22 protein-coding genes and 2 pseudogenes are annotated in these 24,423 nt (G+C 55.5%); 12 read left to right on the top strand and 12 right to left on the bottom strand.

What is annotated here, in order from left to right; translation table 11 throughout:
* Positions 1-100 precede the first annotated feature (100 nt).
* On the top strand, positions 101-1,207 hold the full coding sequence (locus tag BV494_RS10265) for a suppressor of fused domain protein (protein ID WP_104922786.1): 1,107 nt from the start codon (positions 101-103) through the stop codon (positions 1,205-1,207).
* A 752-nt stretch (positions 1,208-1,959) separates the two neighbouring features.
* Here BV494_RS10265 and BV494_RS10260 read toward each other — a convergent pair.
* Entirely contained in the window at positions 1,960-3,456 is a 1,497-nt protein-coding gene (locus tag BV494_RS10260; protein ID WP_104924769.1) for an MFS transporter, read from the bottom strand.
* A gap of 336 nt (positions 3,457-3,792) precedes the next feature.
* On the opposite strand from BV494_RS10260, the gene osmF reads away from it, so the two are divergent.
* The 4 genes from osmF to BV494_RS10240 are packed head-to-tail and all read left to right on the top strand — an operon-like array spanning position 3,793 to position 7,666.
* Positions 3,793-4,728, top strand: coding sequence for a glycine betaine ABC transporter substrate-binding protein OsmF (gene osmF, locus BV494_RS10255; RefSeq protein WP_104922785.1), 936 nt, complete (start codon positions 3,793-3,795; stop codon positions 4,726-4,728).
* Positions 4,729-4,788: 60 nt separating this feature from the next.
* Complete coding sequence (locus tag BV494_RS10250) at positions 4,789-5,958, top strand: ABC transporter permease (protein ID WP_104922784.1); 1,170 nt, start codon at positions 4,789-4,791, stop codon at positions 5,956-5,958.
* Complete coding sequence (locus BV494_RS10245; RefSeq protein WP_104922783.1) at positions 5,955-6,899, top strand: ABC transporter ATP-binding protein; 945 nt, start codon at positions 5,955-5,957, stop codon at positions 6,897-6,899. The genes BV494_RS10250 and BV494_RS10245 overlap by 4 nt, the downstream gene beginning before the upstream one ends.
* Complete coding sequence (locus tag BV494_RS10240) at positions 6,896-7,666, top strand: ABC transporter permease (protein ID WP_104922782.1); 771 nt, start codon at positions 6,896-6,898, stop codon at positions 7,664-7,666. Before BV494_RS10245 ends, BV494_RS10240 begins: the two co-directional genes overlap by 4 nt.
* 63 nt (positions 7,667-7,729) lie before the next feature.
* On the opposite strand, the pseudogene BV494_RS26350 reads toward BV494_RS10240, so the two are convergent.
* A pseudogene (locus BV494_RS26350) lies at positions 7,730-7,831 on the bottom strand (YohO family small membrane protein); the annotation flags it as partial.
* Positions 7,832-8,055: 224 nt separating this feature from the next.
* Between BV494_RS26350 and yedA the strand changes: the two are divergent.
* The 5 genes and pseudogenes from yedA (at position 8,056) to BV494_RS10215 (ending at position 14,801) form a co-directional block, all read left to right on the top strand.
* A complete protein-coding gene (gene yedA / locus BV494_RS10235; RefSeq protein ID WP_104922781.1) occupies positions 8,056-8,973 on the top strand; it encodes a drug/metabolite exporter YedA in 918 nt (305 codons plus the stop codon).
* Between the two features lie 242 nt (positions 8,974-9,215).
* Complete coding sequence (locus BV494_RS10230; RefSeq protein WP_104922780.1) at positions 9,216-13,352, top strand: RHS repeat-associated core domain-containing protein; 4,137 nt, start codon at positions 9,216-9,218, stop codon at positions 13,350-13,352.
* Positions 13,345-13,770 carry a hypothetical protein gene (locus BV494_RS10225; RefSeq protein WP_104922779.1) on the top strand — a complete coding sequence of 142 codons (426 nt, stop codon included), beginning with the start codon at positions 13,345-13,347 and terminating at the stop codon, positions 13,768-13,770. Before BV494_RS10230 ends, BV494_RS10225 begins: the two co-directional genes overlap by 8 nt.
* Positions 13,771-14,400: pseudogene (locus BV494_RS10220) on the top strand (RHS repeat domain-containing protein); the annotation flags it as partial.
* Between the two features lie 14 nt (positions 14,401-14,414).
* Complete coding sequence (locus BV494_RS10215) at positions 14,415-14,801, top strand: DUF6258 family protein (protein WP_104922777.1); 387 nt, start codon at positions 14,415-14,417, stop codon at positions 14,799-14,801.
* Between the two features lie 232 nt (positions 14,802-15,033).
* Here the strand turns inward: BV494_RS10215 and BV494_RS10210 are convergent, their stop codons facing one another.
* The 9 genes from BV494_RS10210 to BV494_RS10170 are packed head-to-tail and all read right to left on the bottom strand — an operon-like array spanning position 15,034 to position 21,943.
* Positions 15,034-15,570, bottom strand: coding sequence for a DUF3833 domain-containing protein (locus tag BV494_RS10210; protein WP_104922776.1), 537 nt, complete (start codon positions 15,568-15,570; stop codon positions 15,034-15,036).
* A gap of 22 nt (positions 15,571-15,592) precedes the next feature.
* Positions 15,593-16,120: a hypothetical protein gene (locus BV494_RS10205; protein WP_104922775.1), complete on the bottom strand. Its 528-nt coding sequence runs from the start codon at positions 16,118-16,120 to the stop codon at positions 15,593-15,595.
* The gene (locus BV494_RS10200) at positions 16,117-16,620 is read right to left on the bottom strand and encodes a DUF2878 domain-containing protein (protein ID WP_104922774.1); all 504 of its coding nucleotides are present in this window, start codon (positions 16,618-16,620) and stop codon (positions 16,117-16,119) included. Before BV494_RS10200 ends, BV494_RS10205 begins: the two co-directional genes overlap by 4 nt.
* Positions 16,617-17,849 (bottom strand): SAM-dependent methyltransferase, encoded by a 1,233-nt coding sequence (locus BV494_RS10195; RefSeq protein ID WP_104922773.1) that lies wholly within the window; start codon positions 17,847-17,849, stop codon positions 16,617-16,619. The genes BV494_RS10200 and BV494_RS10195 overlap by 4 nt, the downstream gene beginning before the upstream one ends.
* Positions 17,850-17,851: 2 nt before the next feature.
* The gene (locus BV494_RS10190) at positions 17,852-18,568 is read right to left on the bottom strand and encodes a DUF1365 domain-containing protein (protein ID WP_104922772.1); all 717 of its coding nucleotides are present in this window, start codon (positions 18,566-18,568) and stop codon (positions 17,852-17,854) included.
* Entirely contained in the window at positions 18,565-19,914 is a 1,350-nt protein-coding gene (locus BV494_RS10185) for an NAD(P)/FAD-dependent oxidoreductase (protein WP_192938155.1), read from the bottom strand. The genes BV494_RS10190 and BV494_RS10185 overlap by 4 nt, the downstream gene beginning before the upstream one ends.
* Before the next feature lie 7 nt (positions 19,915-19,921).
* Positions 19,922-20,638: an SDR family NAD(P)-dependent oxidoreductase gene (locus BV494_RS10180; RefSeq protein WP_104922770.1), complete on the bottom strand. Its 717-nt coding sequence runs from the start codon at positions 20,636-20,638 to the stop codon at positions 19,922-19,924.
* Complete coding sequence (locus BV494_RS10175) at positions 20,638-21,090, bottom strand: nuclear transport factor 2 family protein (protein WP_104922769.1); 453 nt, start codon at positions 21,088-21,090, stop codon at positions 20,638-20,640. The genes BV494_RS10180 and BV494_RS10175 overlap by 1 nt, the downstream gene beginning before the upstream one ends.
* Positions 21,083-21,943 carry a MerR family transcriptional regulator gene (locus tag BV494_RS10170; RefSeq protein ID WP_104922768.1) on the bottom strand — a complete coding sequence of 287 codons (861 nt, stop codon included), beginning with the start codon at positions 21,941-21,943 and terminating at the stop codon, positions 21,083-21,085. The genes BV494_RS10175 and BV494_RS10170 overlap by 8 nt, the downstream gene beginning before the upstream one ends.
* Positions 21,944-22,123: 180 nt before the next feature.
* Here BV494_RS10170 and BV494_RS10165 point away from each other — a divergent pair, with 180 nt between their 5' ends.
* Complete coding sequence (locus tag BV494_RS10165; protein WP_104922767.1) at positions 22,124-22,693, top strand: helix-turn-helix domain-containing protein; 570 nt, start codon at positions 22,124-22,126, stop codon at positions 22,691-22,693.
* A 25-nt stretch (positions 22,694-22,718) separates the two neighbouring features.
* Positions 22,719-23,270 (top strand): GNAT family N-acetyltransferase, encoded by a 552-nt coding sequence (locus tag BV494_RS10160; protein ID WP_104922766.1) that lies wholly within the window; start codon positions 22,719-22,721, stop codon positions 23,268-23,270.
* 147 nt (positions 23,271-23,417) lie between these two features.
* Here the strand turns inward: BV494_RS10160 and BV494_RS10155 are convergent, their stop codons facing one another.
* Complete coding sequence (locus BV494_RS10155) at positions 23,418-24,413, bottom strand: ABC transporter permease (RefSeq protein WP_104924768.1); 996 nt, start codon at positions 24,411-24,413, stop codon at positions 23,418-23,420.
* Between the last annotated feature and the right edge of the window lie 10 nt (positions 24,414-24,423).

Below are 24,423 nucleotides of genomic sequence, written 5' to 3'. Positions count from 1 at the left end.
TCGGGGATTTTTGGGAATATTGCCCGTTATCGGGCTGGCTTATCCGTTCTACACTGACCATCACAGGGAATAATAAGCTTCCTAATATTGCCGAGGTCATATGCGCCAGTCCGACATTGTTGCTGAAGTCAGTAACGACAAACAAACCCTGACCGCGCTGGTCGAACAGGACAACCGCGTGGTGTATTTCTACATATTCGCCCGCGAAGATCTGCGTGACCGCTTTCCGAAAATGCGTGCCTGCTGGGTGCGCAATCTGGTGCCTGCACCTTTGCACGATGACACTGCCGCCACTGAACAGGGCATCGCGCCGCTGCTGGCCGCGCCTTACTGCCGCAATCTGGAAGGTGAAGCGCCACTGGATCCGTCACAAATTCAGATCCTGTGGAACGAAAGCGATGACGGCGCAGCGTTGTGGTATCAGGGTTTGCTGCTGGCGGTGATCCCCGGCTGGAGTTTGTATATCGATCACTCTGTGTGCTATTCCGCCGGGTGCATCGCGCAAAACCCGCTGACTTTCCCGCTTGGTTCCGCCTCGACAAACGCACAGTGCGAGCTGGCGGAAAAGACCCGTTTATTCTGGCGTGACTGGCAAAATGAATTTACTAATCCGTGGCCGAAAATCCAGCGCAAACTGCTCGAATCCTACGAAGATCGCTTTGGCCCGTCGCTGAAATATTACCTGATTAACCAGGGCAGCTGGCCGCCGATGGCGATTTCCCAGCACGAAGACGATGAGAATTATTACTTCTTCACCGTCGGCATGAGCATCCGCCCGATGCCGCAAATCGACATCATTTTCAACGATGAAGCCGAAAAGCACCGCCGTATCGAACTGGCATTTTCCGTCGGCAAAGAATACGTCACCGAAGAAAACGCCGTGCAGATGGCGAGCGCGCTGTCCGGTTATGCGCAAATCCCGTGGACCACGCTCAGCTGGCTCGGCGAAGGCCACACGCTGATGTCCCCGATGGCGCCTCTGGGCTTCGAAGGCCACGTGATTTCCTCCGCCCTGTGCGGCCCGGCCGATAAAGTGGACCTGCCGGAAATCTACGGCGACCCGGTGAATCAGTTCTGGGTAAGCCCGATATTTACCAGCGAACTGGAATACGCAAAGGGGAAACCGAATGGCGGATTCGAGCTGGTGGCAGCGATGATTGAGAATGGAGTCGGGTTTGTGTTTGCGCCGAGAAGCGCGGTGATCTGAAGCCGGAGCCACGGCTTTGTGGCTTTAGATTCAAAACCTTGGGTTGCACCCAAACTGGCTTTAAGTTCAAGGTCGTGGGCGTCGGCCCACACCGACTTGGGGGCGGCATATCGCCGCCGCCCCCAAGACCCCCGGGCTCTTTCACTGCGCGCTACCGCTCGCTGGCACTGTTTCAGCAACTCCGGCTAGTGCCGCAAACGCCGCCGCTGCGCGGTTCTTTCGCTTCGGGTTCGAACCTGCTCGAAAAAAGACTCTCGCCGTTTCTCGCCGCTCGCTCAACGTCGTTTTGAAAGCGGCCAGTGGCTATTTAATTCGAAAGATTCATGCTGGCTGGTTTTGATTTGCTCCTTCCCCTCTCACGAGGGGAAGGCCGGGATGGGGTGTTGGTTTTAGCGACACAGTGGCCTGCTAAACCCCCTCCCGGCCTCCCCTTCGCAGGGGGAGGAGCAAACCAAATCGTTGTTATTTTTTGAGAAAGGTTAGATGGCGCGCTCAGAAATTTTGCTGAATGAGAGTTTCGAGACCTATGGCTCGAAGACCGAAATGAAGGAACCGCGCAGCGGCAAGTTTTCGCGGCAATAGCTGTGGCACCTGAAACATAGCCAGCCAGCGACAGCGCGTGTTGGAAAAAAGCGTGGGAGATCAAAGAGGGAGGCGCTTTCCTCCCTCTTTGGCGGTTTAGGCGTCAGCCGCTGAGTGGGCACCGCTCATGAAAAACCGAAACTTTCACCTTTCTGAAAGATGTTAAGCCGTCAGTGCCGCGGCACCGGCACATCAAAATCCTCTGCATCCACGTCATACCCCGAAGGTTCCCACCGTATTGCCGTCAGCACGATAAGCCCTGCCAGCGGCGCTAAAGCGATCACCCAAAACACGCCTGTGCCTAAGGCGGCGGAAAGCACCGGAAACAGGAACAGGGAAACCGTTGAGCTGGAACGCATCAGCGTCTGGTTGAAGCCGACGCCCATGCCGCGCAGCGACGTCGGGTAGCTCAGCGAGGCAAAGGTCATGGTGTGCGAACCCGGACCGAAGCCCTGACCGAACAGGAACAACGCCAGCATCGCGATGGAAATCGCCGCTTCACCGCCGTCAGCCGGGCGGCCTACCAGCGCCAGGCCGATCATCGCGACGAGCTGGCAGGCATAACCCGCGTAAGTCATTTTCCATGCGCCAAATTTTGACACATAACGCACGGCAATCAGGCCGCCGACAAACGCGAAGCACAGGTTCAGGCCGAGCGAGAACAAAATGGTGCTGATCATCGACTGTTGCAGGAAACTCGACAGGATCACCGGCAGGCCGAACGCCACCGCGTTATAGGCAAATGACGACGCGACGGCGGTCACCGTGGCCAGCACGGTGCGGCGCAGGTAAATGCCCTGCAACAGCGTGCCGTAGTTGCGCCAGGCGGCTTTACGCACTTTCACCTGCGGCGTTTTGTCCGCGTCATCTGCTACTACCGCATTGATGTTGTAGGATTTACGCAGGATGGCCGCCGCACTTTGCAGGTCTCCCTGATTCGCCGCCCAGACCGGTGATTCATTCATATAACGGTGACGGATAAGGATAATCAGAATGGCCGGAACTGCGCCAAAACCGAGAATTAAACGCCACAGCCAGTCGGTGTGCGTGGCGGGCAATACCGCGTAAAGCAGCAGAACCAGCAAATAGGAAACGCTGATGGCGGCGTACCACGTCGGGCACCACATCGCCACGCGCGAGGCTTTATTGCCGCGCCCCTGAAGCCTGGAGAATTCCGCCAGAAACGCCATCGCGACCGGTAAATCGATACCGACGCCGAGGCCCATCACAAAACGCGAGCCGCCGAGCACCCATTCGTTTGGTGCAAAAGCACAGGCCAGTGCGGCAATCACGAAAAAGAACATATCGGCCATAAAGACGCGGTAACGGCCAATTTTGTCGGTCAGATAGCCGCCGAACAGTGCGCCGACAATCGCCCCGAAGGTGATCGCGGAAGCCACGAAACCCGCGCCGGACGGCGTCAGGCCGAACTGGCGGGTGATATCTTTCATCCCGAAGGCCAGCGCGCCGAGGTCGTAAGCGTCGAGGAAAACGCCGCCCAGTGCGATAGCAATCACGATGCGCGCGTCGCTGATTTTCGCCGCGCCACGGTTTACTAACTGCGTAATATCGGCAGCGGAACGAATCACCACCGGCTTGTCAGACGCAGAATCTGCGCTGTAATCCCCTGAAGAGGCGGCGGGAGAGGCCGCAATTGAATCAGACATTATTGTGTTTACGCTTTTTGACAAAAAAACCAGCATAGAGGCGAGGTGATGCCGGTCACAAGTCCTGATTCAGCGAAGCGTAAAAACAAATGGCTATAAGTTAAAACAAAGCGATCTAAGGTCGGGCGGTGAATCGGGATTAGCGAATTTTCACAAAAGCTTCCTATATTTATGCATTTCCCGATTGTACCTCTGCCTGTTTTTATAACCCACCCTCCAATCCCTTACCTGAAATTGGACTATCCTTGTTAGCACGCTTTTTTCACTGATGAAAGCCAATTTGAACGTCTGTCGCCCGGCGACACAATCCTAAAAAAATCAATAAGAGGACATACCATGACTGCAATAAAAGGGCGGGTGCGGGGACTGACCGCAGCAATGCTGGCGCTTTCTGCCATGAGTTTTACTGCACATGCCGCAGACGATTCCGTGCGTGTTGGCTCGAAAATCGATACCGAAGGGTCGTTGCTCGGTAACATCATTATTCAGGTGCTGGAAGCCAACGGCATTCACACCACCAATAAATTGCAGCTGGGGACGACCAAAGTGGTGCGCGGCGCGATCACCGCCGGGGAAATCGATATTTACCCGGAATACACCGGTAACGGCGCGTTCTTCTTCTCCGATGAAAAAGATCCGGCGTGGAAAAATGCGCAGGCCGGTTTCGATAAAGTGAAAAAGCTCGATTACGACCAGAACAAAATTGTCTGGCTCAGCCCGTCTCCGGCGAATAACACCTGGACTATCGCGGTGCGTCAGGACGTGGCGAGTGCGCATGACCTGAAATCGCTGGCCGATTTGGGCAAATTTATCAGCAGCGGCGGGGATTTCAAACTGGCGGCGTCGGCGGAATTTATCGAGCGCCCGGATGCGTTACCGGCGTTTGAAAATGCCTACGGCTTCAAGCTGAATCAGCAGCAGTTGCTGTCGCTGGCAGGCGGCGATACGGCGGTCACCATTAAAGCGGCAGCGGAAAAAACCTCCGGCGTGAACGCGGCGATGGCGTATGGCACCGACGGCCCGGTGGCCGCGCTGGGCCTGCAAACGCTGGAAGATCCGAAAGGCGTGCAGCCGATTTATGCGCCTGCGCCAATCATCCGCGAAGCCGCGCTGAAAGCGCACCCGAACATTCCTGATTTGCTGAAACCGGTCTTTGCTTCGCTTGATACCAAAACCCTGCAAACGCTGAACGCGAAAATTGCGGTTGAGGGGCAGGATGCGAAGAAGGTCGCGGCGAAGTACCTGCAGGACAAAGGTTTCGTCAAAAAATAATCGGGCAGTGACGCCCGGAGCACGGCCTGCGGGTCGTGCTCACTGAAATCAGGTAACGTTTTGACTCATCATTCTCCCGTTAAAAACCGCGTATTGCTGACGCTGGTTTTCCTGTTATTGCTGGCCGGTTCCGGTCTGGCCTTTCTCAGCCATGCGCCTAACCGGCTGGTGTCGGGGCAGGGCATTTCGCTGGCCTCGCTGCTTCACAGCGACACCTTTTTTGTGCTTCTTCCGGTGATATTGCTGGTGGTGAGCGCTTTTCTTACCTTGTTTGGCCGCAGTCATTTGCTGGTGATGTTGCTGGCAGAAATCCTGCTGGCGGCGCTGGTCTGGCTGGCCGGACACACGGCGGTGCAACTGACCGGCGGTAATGAAGACAGCATTGCGCGCACCTCGCTCGGCGGCGGTTTCTGGGCGGCAGCGGCGCTGTGTTTGCTGATTGCCTCCGACGCCATTTCCCGTTTCACCCGCAATCACACCCTGCGCATTTTGCTCAATATCCAGATGCTGATCCCGGTGGTTTTACTGCTGTTTTACGGCCAGCTTTCTGAACTGTCGCTGCTGAAAGAGTACGACAACCGTTCGGACGTGTTTAACGACGCGGTGTGGCAGCATCTGGGGATTTTGTTCGGCACGCTGGTGCCTGCGGTGCTGATCGGCCTGCCGGTTGGTTTGCTCTGCCACTGCAATGCGCGCTGGCGCGGGCCGGTGCTGTCGGTGCTCAATATTATTCAGACCGTGCCGTCGATTGCGCTGTTTGGCCTGCTGCTCGCGCCGCTGGCCGGTCTGGCAAAAGCGCTGCCGTGGCTGGCCGATCATGGGATCAGCGGTATCGGGCTGGCCCCGGCGATTATCGCGCTGGTGCTTTATTCCCTGTTGCCGCTGGTGCGCGGCGTGATTGCCGGGCTTGATTCCGTGCCGGAGGCGGTGACTGAATCCGCGCGCGGCATGGGCATGAACCGCGGGCAGGTGTTTTTCCGCGTCCAGATGCCAATTGCGCTGCCGGTTATCCTCACCGGCATCCGCATTGTGGCGGTGCAAACCGTCGGAATGGCGATGGTCGCGGCGCTGATCGGCGCGGGCGGGCTGGGGGCGATTATGTTCCAGGGCCTGTTAAGCAGCGCGCTGGATCTGGTGCTGCTCGGGGTGATCCCGGCGGTTCTGATGGCCGTGGTGGTCGACAGCCTCTTTAAATTCGCAGTCTCAATACTGGAAACTTCACGCAGATGATTCATTTCAAGCAGGTAAGTAAACACTTTGCTGGCAAGGCGGTCGTGCGTGACCTGACGCTGGAAATGGCCAAAGGCGAATTCACCGTACTGATCGGGACATCCGGTTCGGGGAAATCCACCACGCTGAAGATGATCAACCGGCTCGAAGAGCACGATCGCGGCGAAATTCTCTTTGCCGGTGAACCGATTGAAAAATTCCGCGCGCAGGATTTACGCCGCCGGATGGGGTACGCCATTCAGTCGATTGGGTTGTTCCCGCACTGGACGGTGGAAGAGAACATCGCCACCGTGCCGCAGTTGCTGAAATGGCCGAAGGCCAAAATCCGCGACCGCGTGACCGAATTGCTCAAGCTGCTGAGCCTGGATCCGAAACAGTTCCGCACGCGCTATCCGCATCAGCTTTCCGGCGGGCAGCAGCAGCGTGTCGGCGTGGCGCGTGCGCTGGCGTCAGACCCGGAAGTGTTGCTGATGGACGAACCGTTTGGCGCGCTCGATCCGGTGACCCGCGCGACGTTGCAGGAAGAAGTGGCGCGCATTCATAAACTCTCGCACCGCACGATTGTGCTGGTGACGCACGACATCGACGAAGCGCTGGCGCTGGCCGACCGCATCGTGCTGCTCAACGATGGGCAGGTGGTGCAGCAGGGCACGCCGCTGGAATTACTGACCAAACCGGCGACGCCGTTCGTGCGCGATTTCTTTGGCGGCAGCGATATGGGGATCCGTTTGCTGTCTTTACAGGAAGTCGGTTCGCGCACGCGACAGGGCGAATTTTACGCCGGTAGCGAAAAACCGCTGGTGGCGTCGATGAGCCTGAGTCAGGCGCTGTCAAAGTTTGTTGCGCAGCAGGTTCAGCAATTGCCGGTGGTGGATGAGCAGGGGCAGCCGGTCGGTGTGCTGCATTTTGCGGATCTGACGACGACAGGGAACGGTGTATGAAACACGTGTTACGGCGAGTTTTCACGGATCCTTTCCTCTGGGTACTGGCACTCTTACTGGCGCTGATTTTCGGGATGACGTCGCTCGGCGGTCTGTTCCACTGGATGTTCCCCGAACTCAGCAGACCGGTGTATCAGCAGGAAAGTTTCGCCTCGCTGGTGGAAGCGCACCTGCTGCTGGTCGGCGTTTCGAGCCTGATTGCGGTAGTGATTGGCGTGGCGGCGGGCGTGGGCGTGACGCGTCCGGCGGGTAAGGAATTCCGCTCGCTGGTCGAAACGCTGGTGGCGATGGGGCAGACTTTTCCGCCAGTTGCCGTGCTGGCGGTGGCGGTGCCGGTGATGGGATTCAGCGAAAAACCGGCGATTATTGCGCTGGTGCTTTACGGATTGCTGCCCATTTTGCAGGGAACGATTGCCGGGATTGAATCGGTGCCTGCGTCGGCACGCGAAATTGCGCAGGGCGTCGGGATGAGCCGCTGGCAGATGCTGAGAAAGGTCGAAATCCCGCTGGCCGCACCGGTGATTATTGCCGGTATCCGTACCTCAGTGATCATTAATATCGGGACGGCGGCGATTGCGTCAACGGTCGGCACATCAAGCCTGGGGTCGCCGATTATTATCGGTCTGAGCGGCTTTAATACGGCGTATGTTTTGCAGGGCGCAGTGATTGTCGCGCTGCTGGCGATTTGCGTGGATATGCTGTTTGAACGCTGGAGCCGCTGGCTGCAACGGTGGCAGCAGCGGTCTGGCGGTGAATCAGTGCGCTGACGTTGAAGACGGCGCCGGAACCACGGAAGGGGCATCGTTATCGCTCACCGGTTTGGCGTCGTCCTGAATCACCACCGCATAGCCCGCGACCATCACGCCACCAATTGCGCCAATTGCCATCAGGCCGAACAGAGCGATAAATAATTTTTTGCCAAGCGAATTCATGTGCAGTACCTCGGAAATTTGAACGACGAATTATAAATTGTTTACCTCCTCCTGCAACACACTATTCATGCGCTAATTACGTTATCCGCTAACGTCTCTTATTTTTTGTCATATGCAGAAACTTTTTAGCAACATTTTGACGCGATCGCACAGATTCCCTTGCCGGAAATCAGGCGGATAGCGTTAACTGTTTGCCTTCGTTATCACGCTAATAAGTTATTCCTATGACTGGCTCCGCTACCCGTTCCCTGCTGCCGTTAATCGCAGCCCTGTTTGCGCTCTATTTTATCTGGGGTTCTACCTATTTCGTGATCCGCGTGGGGGTGGAAAGCTGGCCGCCGCTGATGATGGCCGGGCTGCGCTTCTTTGTTGCCGGATGCATTATGTTCACGTTTTTACTGCTGCGCGGGCATAAAGTGCCATCGCTGAAACAGTGGATGGCCGCCGGTGCGGTGGGCATTTTGCTGCTCTCCGTCGGTAACGGTCTGGTGACAGTCGCTGAGCATATGCAGGTGCCGTCGGGCATTGCCGCCGTGATGGTTGCCACTGTTCCGCTGTTTACGCTGTGCTTCAGCCGTTTGTGGGGAATGCCCAATAGCCGTCTGGAATGGACCGGCGTGGCGATCGGCCTGTTCGGCATTGTGCTGCTCAATACCGGCAACAATCTGGAAGGCAATCCGTGGGGCGCAGCGCTGATTTTGCTGGCCTCGCTGAGCTGGGCGTTTGGTTCGGTGTGGAGTTCACGCCTGACGTTGCCCACAGGCCTGATGGCAGGTGCAGCGGAAATGATTATTGCGGGTGTGGTATTGCTGGTTGCCAGCCGGGTCAGCGGTGAACATCTTGCTGCTGCGCCAAAACTGAGCGGCTTTCTGGCGCTGGGCTATCTGGTCGTTTTCGGATCGATGATTGCCGTCAGCGCCTATATGTTCCTGCTGAAAACCGTGCGTCCCGCCGTCGCCACCAGCTATGCCTATGTGAACCCGATTGTCGCCGTTTTACTGGGCATCAGCTTCGCCGGCGAATCCCTTTCGCCGGTCGAATGGGTGGCCTTAGGCATCATTCTTTGCGCCGTTCTGCTGGTGACGCTGGGTAAATTGGTCTTCGGCCGCCGCAAAACGGTGATTAAAGAAGTGAAGGTTTAATACTTCCCCTGAATATTTTCTCTTGCGAATCCCTGACCCTGCGTCGGGGATTTTTTTATCTGCACCCCTTCACTTTTTCTGCTTTCCTCATACCTGTTAACCTCCTCACAACGCATATTCCTTTTAACGTTTAGCTTCGTTCATCTGATTGATTTATTTGTATTTATACCGTGAATGCAACGATAAACACCTCACCTTCAAATCAATCATTCCACGGACGTTTTACTTAAAAGGACTTACTTATGACCGGATTCCCTGCCGCCCGAAAGTTCGATAACACCGCCATCGGCGGCCCGATTGTTCAGGGTTCTCTGGGCGTGATGATTGGCGCACCGACCGGTGTGGCGTGTTCGGTGTGTCCCGGCGGGGTGGTGGAAGGCAGCCCCGTTAACCCGTCGCTCGGCGCAAAAGTCCTGCCCGGCGAGACCGATATCGCGCTGCCCGCGTCGTTACCGTTTGTCCTTTCGCGTGCTTACAGCAGCTATAAAACGGACACGCCCGCGCCGGTCGGGATGTTCGGCCCCGGATGGTCGGCGGCGGCGGATATCCGCCTGCAAATCCGCGCGGACGAACTCATCCTTAACGATAATTCGGGGCGGAGCATTCATTTTCATCACCTGCCGCCGGGGCAAATTGTGTTCAGCCACAGCGAAAATCTCTGGCTGGCGCGCGGCGGTGCCGATAAGCAAATAGATGCTCATCCGCTCGGGAAATTGTGGCAGGCGCTGCCGGACGAACTCCGCAACAGCCCGCATTACTATTTTGTCGCCAATGACGCCACCGGCCCGTGGTGGATTTTGGGCTGCGTGCAGTTGCCCGAAACCTCAGAAGACGTGCTGCCGCGCCCGCTGCCCGCCAGCCGGTTATTGCTCGGGCTGACCGACCGTTTCGGCAATCAGCTTAACTATCATCGCGACGCCGAAGGCGAATTCGCCGGGCAGATTACCGGCGTCACCGACAGTTGTAGACGGCGCTTTCGCCTTGAGCTGATGACAGTACCAGACTTCAAACCCGTGCCGGATAACGGCTGGGGCGAAGATGGCGGCGTGCGGCTTTCCGCCGTCTGGCTGACGAAAGATTTAGCCTTTTCGGACTTGCCGACCAGACCGCTGGTGCGCAACGACTTCACGCCACGCGGCGAACTGAAAACCGTCTGCGACCGCGCGGGCGAAGTGGTTCGCGAGTTTGACTGGCATCAGGAACTGAGCGGCACCGGTCTGATGATTGCCCACCGCTACGCCGGACGCCCGGCATCCCGCTACGTGTACGATGCGTCCGGAAAAGTCATTTCGCAGGTCAATCCCGGCGGCCTGAGCTATCAGTTTGAATACTCCAAAAACCAGACCCGCGTCACCGACAGCCTCGGGCGCTTACACGTCTATCACTTCGAGGGCGAAAAGGGATTACGCCGCGTAGTCAGACTTGAGCAGGCCGACGGCAGCTGCACGCAAAGCGCGTTCAACAACCGCGGCCAGCTGATATCGCAAACCGACGCTTCCGGGCGCACCACCGAATTTCACCACAACCCGGCCAATGGCACGCTGGGCGCGACTTTGCATCCGGGCGGCGAAAAACGCAGCCAGTTCTACTACAACAAACAAGGGCAGCTGGTTTGCAGCACCGCGCCCGACGGACGCCGCGTGAGCAGGGAATATGATGCACTGGGGCGTCTGACCGCTGAAACCGACGCCCTGCACCAGACCCGCCGCTATCACTATGCAGGTGATAAAAGTGCGCTGCCATGCGCTACCGAAGACGCGGCGGGCGGGCGTCAGACGCTGGAATGGAACGCGGCCGGCTTGCTGATTGCCTTCACTGACTGCTCCGGGTTTAATACGTCATACCGCTATAACCGCGACGGTCAGCCGGTCGAAATCCAGCACGAAGAAGGAATGAAAACCCGCTTTGCGTACGATGCGCGCGGGCGTCGGATTTCGCGCGAAGATGCCAGCGGAGCAAAAACACACTGGGAATATAACGCGGCGGGCGACGTCATCACCGTCACCCGACCAGACGGCAGTCAGTCCACGCAAACCTACGACGAGCGCGGGAATCCAACCGCACAGAGCGAAGGCGGGCTGAACCGTCAGACTGAATTCGACAGCGCGGGCAGGCTGATGCGGCTGGTTAACGAAAACGGCGCTGACACGAAATTCAGCTACGACGTCATGGACCGGCTGATTCAGGAGGTCGGCTTTGACGGCCGCGTGCAGAGTTATCAGTACAACATCGCCGGTCAGCTAATCCGCAGCGACGATGCCGGGCTGATGACGCACTGGCATTACGATGATGAAGGCCAGCTTATCCGCCAGCAGCGCCCCGAAACGAACGACGGTCCGGACGACGTGCTCTGGCAGTATGACGCCGCCGGGCGCGTCACCGAAACCGCCCACCGCAGCGAAACCCATCTGGTCAGCGTGCGCTTTCAGTACGACGCGAATGACAACCTTAACGGCGAACGGCAGATAATCCGCAACGCCCACGGAGACCTGCTCTGGCAGCACACCGCGGTGCGCGGCTTCGACGTGCGCGGCTTTGAATCCGCCGTCCGCTACGACGGCCTGCCGGAAATCCGCTGGCAGACCTACGGCCCCGGCCACCTGCTCGGCGTAAAACTCGGCGATGACGTGCTGCTGGAATTCACCCGCGACAGGCTGCACCGCGAAACCACCCGCCGGTTTAGCGACGGCTGGCAGAGTGAAAATACCTATTCACTCACCGGACAACTCGCCGCGCAGCACACGCCGGACGTCGGCCACCCGAACCTGAAACGCCATTATCACTACAACGCCGCCGGTCAGATGACGCAGATGACCACCGGACTCGGTGACCATCATTACGCTTACACGCCAGCCGGTCGCCTGAACAGCGTCAGCTCGCCGGACGGTTTTCTCGCCACCGTCACCGACGCCGCCGGTAACCGCAACTGTACGCATCCCGACCTGAATACGCCGTTAACGGACACGCTGCCGGTCTGGTATCAAAACCGCATCCAGCGCGATGAGCGGTATATTTATGAACACGACAAATTTGGCAACCTGACGGAAAAACGCCCGTACCGCGCCGGCTGGCGGGAAGCACCGCGCGGGGCCATCAGCCACTTCGCCTACGACCAGGCGCACCGGCTGACGCGTCTGAAAATGGAAGAGGACGGCCAGATTCAGACGCAGGCGCGGTATATCTACGACCCGCTCGGGCGGCGCGTCGGCAAACTCGTCACGCAAATCAATCCGCAGTCCGGGCAGCCAGAAACCCAGAACATCTGGTTCGGCTGGGACGGCGACCGGCTGGTGCTGACCGAAAACCGCGACATCCAGCTTCACACGATTTATCACCCGAACAGCTTCGTCCCGCTGCTGCGCGCCGAACATGCCCGTATGGAAGACAGCCACCGCTCGCTGGCAGAAAAGCTCGAAGAAGAAAACGGCAGCGCGTTGCCGACCGAACTCCATCTGCGGCTGAATGAAATCGAAAAGGACATCCGCAAAAATCACCTCAGCGACGACAATCAGCAGTGGCTGGACGCCGTCGGCCTGAAAGCCGAAAACCTCGCGCTGTGGCTCGACCCGCTGCCGCAGGGTGACGCGCTGAAACTGCACCTTTATCACTGCGACCACCTCGGCACACCCATTGCGCTGATTAATCACAAAACCAGCAAGGTGGAATGGAGCGCTGTGATGGACGTCTGGGGCAACCCGGTCGATGTTTTCAACCCGTACAATCTGCGCCAGTTAATAAGAATGCAGGGCCAGCATTACGACGAAGAATCGGGGTTGCATTACAACCGTCACCGTTATTATGACCCGATGCAGGGACGCTATATTACGCAGGATCCGATTGGGTTGAGAGGAGGATGGAATCTTTATTCCTATGTTAACAATGTTCCGGTGAGTTCAATTGATTCCATGGGATTAGATACTCTGGTATTGGCTGGTGGCCCAACAAAAGGGAATCCGGTGGGACATACAGCACTCGCTTTTTCTGGGAAAGGTATATTTAGTTATGGGACAATAAATAAATATGGAAGCAGCACCACTGAATATTTAAGAACACAGTCAGAAAATAGAAACATCACTGCATATGTCATTAAAACAACGCCATTACAAGAAGAAGCAATGATTAATTATATTAATGAAAACTACCCTAATGGCGTTGAATACAACATAGCTAAGCACAATTGCTCAACGATGGTTGCAGATTCTTTTACAAAAGCAAATGTTGGACAAAAAATCATGACAGATGCTATATCTCAAGGGATGTTGCCACAACTCCCTCCGACAATAGGTTTTGTAGCAGGGATGCTTGCTGGAAATACAGGGATTCAAATCAATCAGGGCACTTTGATTTCTTCATATTTTTCGGAGTTCAATCATGAATAAAGGATGTAGTTTCCTGTTATTATCAGCCATCGCCCTTGTATGTTGGGGAGGACACTACATCTACTATATGCTTAATCATGGTGAGCTCGCCAACAAGCCTATCTATGCTGCCATGCAAGGTGTTGAATTAACATACAGAGATAAAAATAAAAACAAATCAAGAGAACTTATTTATCTAAAAAAATATATATATGGAAAGTACGATCTACTTGGTATAAGAATTAAAAGTAACCAGTTTCCGTACTTTTGGATAATTACAAATGTCCATATCAGCGACGACTCAATTCCAGAGGGGATTTACATGCTAAGTTCTTCAGATAATCTAATATTGAAATGCACTGATTTATATGAAATTGAAAGAAATGAAGGATTTGATAAAGTTGTTGAATATTATTTAAACTCCAAATGCACTCGGTAGTATTACAACCGTCACCGTTATTATGACCCGATGCAGGGACGGTATATTACGCAGGATCCGATTGGGTTGAGAGGGGGATGGAATTTATATGGTTATGCGTTGGATCCGTTGCAAAGCATTGACCCTATGGGTCTGGCTGCAAATCAACAATGTACAATAGATCCGATTACAGGGCAGCCTGTGGGCCGGTTCATAGGAGACAGCAGAGGGAATGTCATGATGGAGCCAGTAGGAGGATTAACAGGCCCATATCCGCCGAATAATACAAATAGTCCAGATACCCACACCTTTTATGATAATGGTTCGAATGCGTACAGACTAAATCCACAGGGCCATAAAATAGATCCTACACCACATTCCCATGCGCATTTACCAGGGACAGGAGCCGGAATAAAAGGTCAAGGAGCATCCTTAGATATTGAGGGGAATATAATTAACCCTAGAAGTTCAGGTGCTCACTTTAGTATCAAGGGGCTTGCTGGGATTAGCGCTATACAATCGATTGTGCATATATTCACACTTAGATCATGCAAGAATGGCAACTTTTCGCAATGTTTCTGTGCCTTAGGTAACGAAACTGTAATGGACTCAGCATCTGCAGATAACCTATGCTCAGGTGAAATGTACTAATTAAAGGGTTTATCATGATTGAGAGAATTTACTTAGGCGACAGATCTGTCAAAGGGATTGAGATAGACTCTTGGAATTTGATTGTTAGAATTAAGATTGATTTTATTTCAAGGCTAAAACCTGGTTCTCAGAATTGGGGTTTTTATACTGATGAGGATATTGGAGATGGTTATATGGTTTTCTCAGGTGTAACGAGTTTTCAGGTAAGTCCTCCGGGGGCAATTCCTGATGACTATATTGTTGATTATTCTATCGGGGAAGTTCAGGGTAATGATTTACTATTCAAAATGTATTCTGGAGGAATGACTCCAGATACGCCTGATCACAGGGGAGGATGTTATACGTTAATTAGATACCAAGACTGCTGGCTCGAAAATGGATTAAAAGAGAGAGTGGAATAAATGCTTTCAAGACTGTATATAAAATGGTGTAGCTATCCATTTTTAGCACGTTTACTCTAACTGCAATACTGCAGGGTATCTGAGGAAGATAACCTGTACTCAGGTGGAATTTATTAAACGTAAGAGTCATGCCATAATTTATAGGGAGTTTGTGCGTTTAATTAGCCCCCGATTATGAGGGGGCCGGATAAATGCTAATTAAGCCCCAGACTTAACCCCCAGACTTAACCCCTTACTTCTTCTCAAAGAACAGCGTTACACGCGCTACTTCGACGCCGAATTTTCTCAGCGACGTGACGTTAAACAGATGCTGTTCGTCCTGCTGGTAAATCCAGTCGTCGAACGTCAGGCGGTACGTGCTGCCGCCTGATTTCACGTCCATGACATATTTCCAGTTAAACGCATTCCCCGCCGATTGCCCGGTTGCGGTGCCGATAATATCGCCCGCCGTGCCGGTATAAGTGCCGTCCGCGAGTTTGCGGATGCGCCAGACGCGGGTCTGTTTCTCGCCGTCGTCATACACAAAATCTTCGTGCAGCGTCAGCGTATCTGCCACCACATCACCATGAATTTTCGCAGTAAAACGCCGCGTCTGTTTATGGCTGTAATCCTGCACCATGCCGTAAGCCACGGTATCACCGGCAAAATAGGTGAAGATATCCAGCGTCGGATGCGTTTGTGCATAATCTTTAATGCTGGCGCTGCAACTGGTCAGCAGCAGCGCGCAGGCCGCCAGAAGGGGGAGAAGCATTTTGCGCAGGACTGTCATAAAACCTCCGGTCAGATAAACGTTAATCGGACGCCGTTGCGCCGATGAGTTTGCTGCGTAAATCAGGATATTGCGTCGCAGGTGAAAGCCAGATCGCCAAAAATGCATCGCGAAACGCCGGGCTGAACGGTTCGCCGATGGCCTGGAACAGCACGCTGTTGGGCGCGCGGCTGTAAAATTGCCCGCCGTTTTCATTGGCCAGAAAAACGATCCCGCTGCCATTACTGACGTCCGGCCAGGTTGTTTTAACACTGTTCAGCCAGTCATTTTTCCGCGCCTGTTCCAGCAACCCGAGCGCCTGCCACTGTTCTTCCGTGGCTTTGGTCAGTTCCTCGCGGTCGATGCTGCGCAGATAGTTGATCACTAAGGCCTGCGGCCATTTCTGCGCCTGATAGTGACCTTCCGGTGTCAGCAACTGTGAGTCATAAACGTCAAACGGCCCCCAGCTCAGCGTGGCGTGCCCGACCTGTCGCCAGTGATCCCACGGCGTGGCGGCGAAGGCCGGGAATGAAAACAGCAGCGCGACCGTAAGCAGTAATAAACGTTTCATCGGGTTCTCCGCAGCCTGGCATTGGTGAGCAATACCGGCAGGCTGATCAGCGGCAGGAAAATGGCCCATCCGGCGGCAAGCGCCAGCCAGACGTCAAGCGGTGCGGCAATAAGCTGCATCGCGCCGAACTGCATACCGAGGTAATACGCCAGCGGCCCGCTGACTGCACCGAGCGGGATCAGCCAGTACCACGTCAGACGTATTTCGCCCAGCAGCCACAGCCACCACGCGCTGAACCCCAGCCAGAGCGCCATCATCCACGGCGGGACGGCCTGTGAACCCGTAAACTCAAACAGGCCTGCAATACACCACAACGAATCGAGCATGATGCCCAGCGTACAGGCGACCGCTACCCATAAACGGCGGGGTGAAGGCGTGAACGCCAGCATCAGAAAACTGCTCAGCACCAGCAGAACGATAAACCGTTCGCGCCCCCAGACGGCCAGCGTCCACCAGACATCAAAGCCCAGCGTCATCAGCCAGAAGCGCAACGGTTTCATCCGCGTCGCTCGGCGATAAGCTGCACGGTGCTGATGGTGCGGGCACGGAATCCGGCTTCGCAATAGCACAGATAAAACAGCCACAGGCGGCGGAAATGTTCGTCCTGAACGCCATCCGGCTGGGTATTCCAGTAACGCTGAACCCGTTCGCGCCATTCGTGCAACGTGCGGGCGTAATCAAAGCCGATGTCGAACAGGTCGCGGACCACCAGCCCGGTACAGCGGGTCATGGTTTGATTCATGGCGGTAATGGACGGGAGAAATCCACCGGGGAACACGTAGCGCTGGATAAAATCGACGTTGCGGCTGTAGCTGGCATAACGCTGATCGGCAATGGTGATCGCCTGAATCGCCAGCCGTCCCTGCGGTTTTAACAGGGCATTGCAGCGTTTGAAGAAAGTGGAAAGATAGCGCTTGCCGACGGCTTCGATCATTTCGATGGAAACCAGTTTGTCGAACTGGCCGCGCAGGGAACGGTAATCCTCAAACAGGACGGTGACGCGGTCGCTGAGCCCGGCTTTTTCAATGCGGTCACGGGCGTACTGAAATTGCTCGCGGGAGATGGTTGTTGTGGTGACTTTACAGCCATATTCCCTGGCGGCAAATTCCGCCATCGCACCCCAGCCGGTGCCGATTTCCAGCAGATGATCGCCCGCATGCAGTTCCAGCTGGTCGCACAAACGGCGCATTTTGGCTTCCTGCGCCTGTTCCAGCGTCATCTGCGTTTCCTGATACCAGGCGGATGAATAGAGCATCTTCTCATCCAGAAAACCCTGATAAAAATCGTTGCCAAGATCGTAATGCGCCGAGATGTTTTTGCGAGCCTGCGTCAGACTGTTGCGGCGGAAGAAGTGGATCAGCTTGTTAAGCGGCGTGCTCAGCCAGCTCAGACGCGCTTCGATTTTATCCACCAGCTTCATGTTTTCGGCCAGCAGTTGCAAAACCGTGGTCAGATTGGGCGTCGTCCAGTCGCCATCTATAAAGCTTTCGCCTGCCGCAATACTTCCGCCGAGCAAAACCCGTCGGTAAGCACGCAAACGATGCACCTCGATTTCACCCTGTAAAGGCGCGGTCGGATCGCCAAAAAAGACGGCTTCTTCACCCGGTTCACGCAGCGTTAACCCTGCGCCATTCAGATTTTTTAATACGCCGAGAATCAGTGCGCGTGCAGCCTTGCTGCGCCGGTTCATCGCCCCCTCACGGGCGAGTTGCACTTCGGGTTGGCTCATGGTCAGTCCTTATCAACAGGAGGATGAGAATAAATGGGGGCCCGTTTTAGCCACAGTTTTACTGCCTGCCAGTAAATGGTCAGGGCAGTTTTTGCAGTCATGACAGGCAGCCGCCACAACTGCTGGCGCAACGCGTCGCGGGTTAGCGGGCGGGCGGTCAGCGACAGGGCAGCATCGAATTCCCGTTCTTTGCGGTGATTTTCGATAGTGATGTGTAATTCTTTTCCCGGGGGTGTCAGACGCCAGTGATAGACCATGTCCATTGGGTTGAACGGCGACACATGGAAGGCTTTCGGAACCGGTTGCGAGCCGTCTGGCAGCACGGCGTAGGTGTGGCGTTCGTTCCAGGGCGTGTTCCGCACCTCGGCCAGCATCCAGCGCAAAATTCCGGTCTTATCATAAAGGTAGTAGAAATTGACCGGATTGAAATAGCAGCCGAAATAACACAGCTGGCAGAGCAACATCACCCGCCCGTCGGGACGGTCGCCGGTCAGTTCAGCAATTCTGTCCTGCGCTTTGGTTTTAATATCGCCGCCACCCAGATAATCTTTGCGTCGAAAACTGGCCGGAGAAAAGCGCTCAAGCTTAATCCCGACTTCCGGCAATTGTTCCAGCTCATCGAGATCAATGAGCGGCATGAAAATGTCGTAATCGAAACGGTGATCAACCGGCGTAAACCGGCGATGGCGCACCGTGCCGACGTACAACGTGCTGTTCATGACGCCTCCTGTTCAGCCTGCCCGGCATTACTTTCACGGTAAAGTTGCAGGTTAAGCTGTTCAACCACGTCGCGGGCGCTGTTAACGCCGTCTTCATGAAAACCGTTGTACCAGTAAGCGCCGCAGAACCAGGTACGGTTATGGCCGTTGATCTGATAACGCTGCTGTTGCGCCTGATGGCTGGCGACATTGAGCACCGGATGCATGTAGGTGGCGCGAAACAGCACCTTGCTGGCGTCAACCGGCGTCAGCGGATTGAGCGAAACGCAGAAGGTTTTCGGCGCATCCAGCCCCTGCAAAATATTCATGTTGTAGGTCACGCTGGCGCGACGGGTGTTTGAGGCATTGCCGTCACGCATGTCCGCGCGCGACGCGGTGCCCAGCGTATTGGGCAACTGATAATTCCAGCTCGCCCAGGCGCGTTTCTCACGCGGCAGCAGGCGGGTATCGGTATGCAGGATCACGTCGTTGGCCTGATAAGGCAGTTCGCTGAGAATGGCGCGTTCATCCGCAGTGGCCTGATCACCCAGAATCGCGAGTGCCTGATCCGAATGGCAGGCGAAAATGACCTGATCGAAATGCGCTTCGCCCTGCGCAGAATGCACCACCACGCCGCACGAGGAGCGGATGACTTTACTGACCGGCGCTCGGGTCAGGAGTTTCACACGGGCAGGGAGCTGCGATTGCATACGATGGATATATTCCCGCGAGCCGCCGGGCACCACCATCCACTGCGGACGGTTTGTCACATCCAGCAGTCCGTGGTTATCGAAAAACCGCAGGAACATCGACAGTGGAAAATTCGCCATATCGCCCAGGGACGAAGACCAGATCGCCGCGCCCATCGGCAACACATAATGCAGCGCGAAAAACGGCGAAAAACCGTTCTGGTCGAGCAAGTCGGCCAGCGTGTCTTCGTCATTGTGCGGGTTCAGCAGCCGGGCTTTGCACAGCTTATTAAACCGCAGAATTTCAAAAATAAAGCGCCAGAATTTCGGTCTGAACAGATTACGCCGCTGGGCAAACAAACTGTTGAGCGAATGTCCGTTGTATTCCAGTTTGGTCGCCGGATTACGTACCGAGAAACTCATTTCCGTCGGCTGGCCTTCAATGCCCAGTTCTTTGAGCAGGGCGATAAAATGCGGGTAGGTCCGTGAGTTATACACAATAAAGCCGGTATCGATGGCATACGATTTGCCGTCCGACATCACATCCTGCGTGGCCGTATGCCCGCCTAACGTTTCCGACGATTCGAACACCGTAATCTCGCAATCGGGCTGGTTTTTCGCCAGCATCCATGCACAGCTCAGGCCTGAAATGCCGCTTCCTACGATCGCCACTTTTATTGTCATTTCATCTCACCATTTTTCGACATAACCACTTTTGCAGGCTGACCGGCAGCAGTGACGCCACCTTGAGGAAACCGGCAAAAAGGGGCGGGAAAGCAATTTCGCTGGCACCGCGCGCCAGCTTTTTACGGATATGCTGTGAAGCCTGCGTGACGGTAATCATCATCGGCATCGGGAAATTGTTCTTGTCGGTCAGCGGTGTTTCCACGAATCCCGGCTGGATCAGTGAAATATGAATCTGACGCGAAGCCAGGTCGACGCTCAGTGAACGGGCGAAAAAGGCCAGTGCGGCTTTCGATGCGCCATACGCTTCGCTGCGCGAGAAAGGCAAGAGCCATGCGGTGGAACCCACCAGCGCGACCCGGCTACCGGGTGCTAAGCCAGGCAGCAGGGCGTCGAGACAATTTACCGGGCCGATGAAATTGGTGTTCATGACGCGCATGACTTTTTCAGCTTCCACCACGCCGTTATCGATGTACTCACAGGTTCCGGCACACAGAATCACTAAATCGGCCTGTACGCCCTGCAATGCCTGACGCGTGGCCTGTAAATCGGTGATATCAAAAGGTAACGGAATGATCAGCGGGCTGTCCGCCGCCGTGCTGATAAGTTTTGCCTCATCGCGCCCGCACGCCGTGACTTCCCAGCCTTCGGCGGCGTAATCCAGCGCCAGTTGCTTTCCGATGCCCGAGCTTGCACCGGTAATCAGTACGCGGCGCATTATTTCAACCTCGCTTTCACAGCACGGACTGCGCCGCCGAGCAGTGGCAAATGTTCATACAACATCGCCCCGAGGTCGTAATAATCGCGCTGATAAATAATGCGGTTGTCGCTCAGGCGGACATGGCTCGCACCGTGCAGAAACATGGCCTGCCCCTTTTTCAGTGACGGATGGGAAAATTCCATCTGCCAGAACAGCGACGCTTCGTCGCCCTGAAGCAGCGGAGGCTGGATTTCAAAGCGGCAATAATTCACCTTTTTGAGTAACTGTGAAAAATAGCGTTCGAGCGCGTCCACGCCGTCGTAATGCGAAACCGGATCGATAAACACCACATGCGGATGGTAGATGCGCGAAAGCTGCGGCAACTGGCTCATTTCAAGATGGCGATAAAATTCGCAAAGCCGCGACAGAACATCGGGAGCAATTGCGGGCTCAGGAAAATGTTTAATCATGATTTTTTCCTTCTTTGTGCAAAAACTCCCTCTCAGGCGTTGCGAGGAGGTCAGCATGTCGTAAGGCGTCTGCCGCAACAGCATGTTGGGATTCATTTTCTCCGGCGCTGAGAATAATCGCCGCGCTGCCCAAAAGCGTCACCGACAGGCCCTGTTCCACCCAGCCCAGAAGGCGCTGGCGCTGGATCTGCGTCAGTTTGCCTTCGGACCATAACAATATTTGCGCGCCGCTCAGATTTTCCAAATTTGGTTCATCAAGCGGAACCGGTAAGACGTCCACCTGCATGCCTTCTTCGCAACGCACGATGGCTTCGAGCCACAACTCGGTGCTGTCAATTTGCCCCCAGCCAGTCAGTGTTGCCAGCATGCCCGGACGTTTTCGCGCGGCATTCATACTCATCACTGAATGCTCAATGATCAGCCCGTCCAGCTGGCTGCGCAGCATCAGCAGACGCGAATCGCCGGAACCCAGACGCTCGCGCAACGGGCGCAGCACGTTATTCACAAACGAAGCCGCCGGATATTCCCGCCCCAGTTCGGTCATCAGCTGACGCACTTTGCTGCTGCGGCCATCCTGCAGCGCGGTCAGAAGACGGTGTTCCGCCTGCGACCAGCCGCCCGGTAACGCCTCAACTTTGCCTTCCAGCAGAGATTTCACCTGCCCGACGGGAATGCCGCGATTAATCCAGCCCAGAATGGTGCGGATGGTCTCGAGATCTTCATCATTAAAAAGACGGTGACCGCCTTCGGTGCGCTGCGGTTTAAGCAAGCCATAGCGGCGCTGCCATGCACGCAGCGTGACCGGGTTGATACCACAAATACGTGCGACTTCGCCGATGCTGTAAAGAGACATAGTTAAATCCAAAGTATTCATACCGCTTATGGGATAACTCTAGCGCCAGATCTGAAAGTTGTACAACTTTATTATTTCTGTACAACTTGGCGAATGCTTTTCTCTTACAGAATTTTAACTTGCGAATTTCTCAAATGAGAGATATTTTCCCTTTATTGAGATTTTTGCAAGGGGAACGAAATGGAAGAAGGGCAGGACAGTCACGATCTGCGTCTGGCCGAACGGCTGGCGGAATTACGCGTCAGCCAGGGCTGGTCGCTGGAACAGCTGGCGCAGCGCACGGGCATCAGCCGGGCGACGCTTTCACGCGTCGAGCGGGCAGAAACCAGCCCGACGGCGTCACTGCTGGGCAAGCTGAGTGCGGCCTATGGGCTGACCACATCCCGCCTGCTGATGGCGCTGGAAGACAACCCGCCGGAGCTTATCCGCGCCGCGCAGCAGCCGGTCTGGCATGATCGTGAAACCGGTTTTGATCGCCGTTCCGTTTCCCCGCCCGCACCGGGTTTTCGCGCCGAACTGATTTCCGGCACGTTAAAAGCCGGTGCCACGATTGCGTACGATTCCCCGCCGGTGGACGGCCTTGAGCAGCATATCTGGATGCTGGAAGGCGTTCTGGTATTGACGCTCGATTCCCGCACTTACCGGCTTGAAGCCGGAGACTGCCTGCGTTTTCATCTTCACGGCACCTCATCATTCCACGTTCCTGGCCCGGCGGATGCCCGCTACGCCATTGTGATTTCACGTCCTTAAATCTGACACAGTAAGGTTCATCATTATGCAAAACGGCAGTGAAGCAGTGATCAGCGATGTAGTGATAAGCGAAGTGCAGGGCGGCGTATTGCCGGAAGCGGATCTGGATGCGCTGGCGGAAACCCTGATGCAGTCGGTGGCACTCGGCGCAAGCATCGGGTTCATTCTGCCGTTCGGATTTGTGCAGGCGCAGGCGTTCTGGCAAAAATTATTGCCGGTTTTTGAGCGGGGCGAAAAGCGTCTTCTGGTCGCCCGCGAAGCCGGAAAAATCATCGGCACCGTTCAGCTGGTGGTCGATCAACCCGCCAACGGCGCGCATCGTGGCGACGTGGTCAAACTGATGGTTCACCCGCAAGGACGCCGCAAAGGCGTGGCGAAAAAACTGATGGACGCGGTGGAAGCGCTGGCGCACCGGGAAGGTAAAACGCTGCTGGTGCTCGATACGGTGACCGGCAGCCCGGCGCAGACATTATATGAGAATCAGGGGTTTACGCTGAGCGGCGTGATCCCGCAGTACGCGATGTCGACGGGAGGTGTGCTGGAGTCGACGAGTGTGATGTTTAAGGTGCTGAAGTAAAAGGATTATTTACTCCTCCCCCTGCGAAGGGGGAGGTTGGGAGGGGGTTTAGCAGACGAAAATACTGCCCGTGCAAACTTCAGCTCACGAATTCGCCATTAATACCCCACCCCAACCCTCCCCTTCGCAGGGGAGGGAGCTCAAAAGCTACCGCTTCTGTATATACGTCAACGCCAGCGCCACCGCCAACACCAACCCTTTAATAATATCCATCGCATAATACGGCACCGACAACATCACCAGTCCGTTCGACAGAACGCCCAGAATCACCGCGCCAAGCAGCGTCCCTAACGCATTGGGTTTGCCGGAACCGGCGAGGGAAAAACCGATATACGCGGCGGCGACGGCGTCCATCAGATAACCGCTACCGGCGTTCACCTGCGATGACCCGATACGCGACGCCAGCAAAATGCCGCCTGCGCCTGCCAGAACCGAGGAAATCACATAGGCTATCACGCGGTAACGCGCGGTACGGATCCCCGCCAGACGTGCGGCCAGCGGGTTGCCGCCGATGGCGTACATGCGGCGGCCATGCTTGGTGAGGGACATAAACAGTTGTACCGCGACGGTCACTACCGCCATCACGATCACAATCACCGGCACCTGGCCCAGCAGGCTGAACACCGCAGGGACAGTACCTTCTGCCATGTCGCCGCTCGGCAGCACCATGTTTTCGGTGATCGAACCGCCGTAGCTGTAGGTCATCGCCGCGCCCTGAATGACGAACAGGCTGGCGAGGGTGGCGAGCATGTCGGGGATTTTCAGGATAACAATCAGGAAGGCGTTAAACAGACCGACGAGCGTACACAGCGCGAGCGTGATCAGAATCGCTTCGGTGGTGCCAAACCCGTGCCAGACGAACATCGAAATCACCAGCGCATTGGCGAGTGAGGCCGTTGAACCGACCGACAAATCAAAGCCGCCAACCGAAAGTGAAATCGATACACCGATGGCAATCACCGTCACGATGGCGATGGAGCGCAGAATATTAATAATGTTCGACGGTTCGAGGAAGTTGTCCGAGGCTACGCCAAACGCGGCAATCAGCAGCACAACGGTCAGCAACATGCCCCATTTATACAAAAACTCGAACAGCTGATGACGCCAGGGCTGACCCGCTGCCAATGTACTTTCTTTACTCACCACGGCTTTG

The organism is Rahnella sikkimica (assembly GCF_002951615.1).
Lineage (GTDB): Bacteria > Pseudomonadota > Gammaproteobacteria > Enterobacterales > Enterobacteriaceae > Rahnella > Rahnella sikkimica.
Note: the sequence above shows the minus strand (reverse complement) of the source record. Positions and strands in the feature narration are given on the sequence as shown.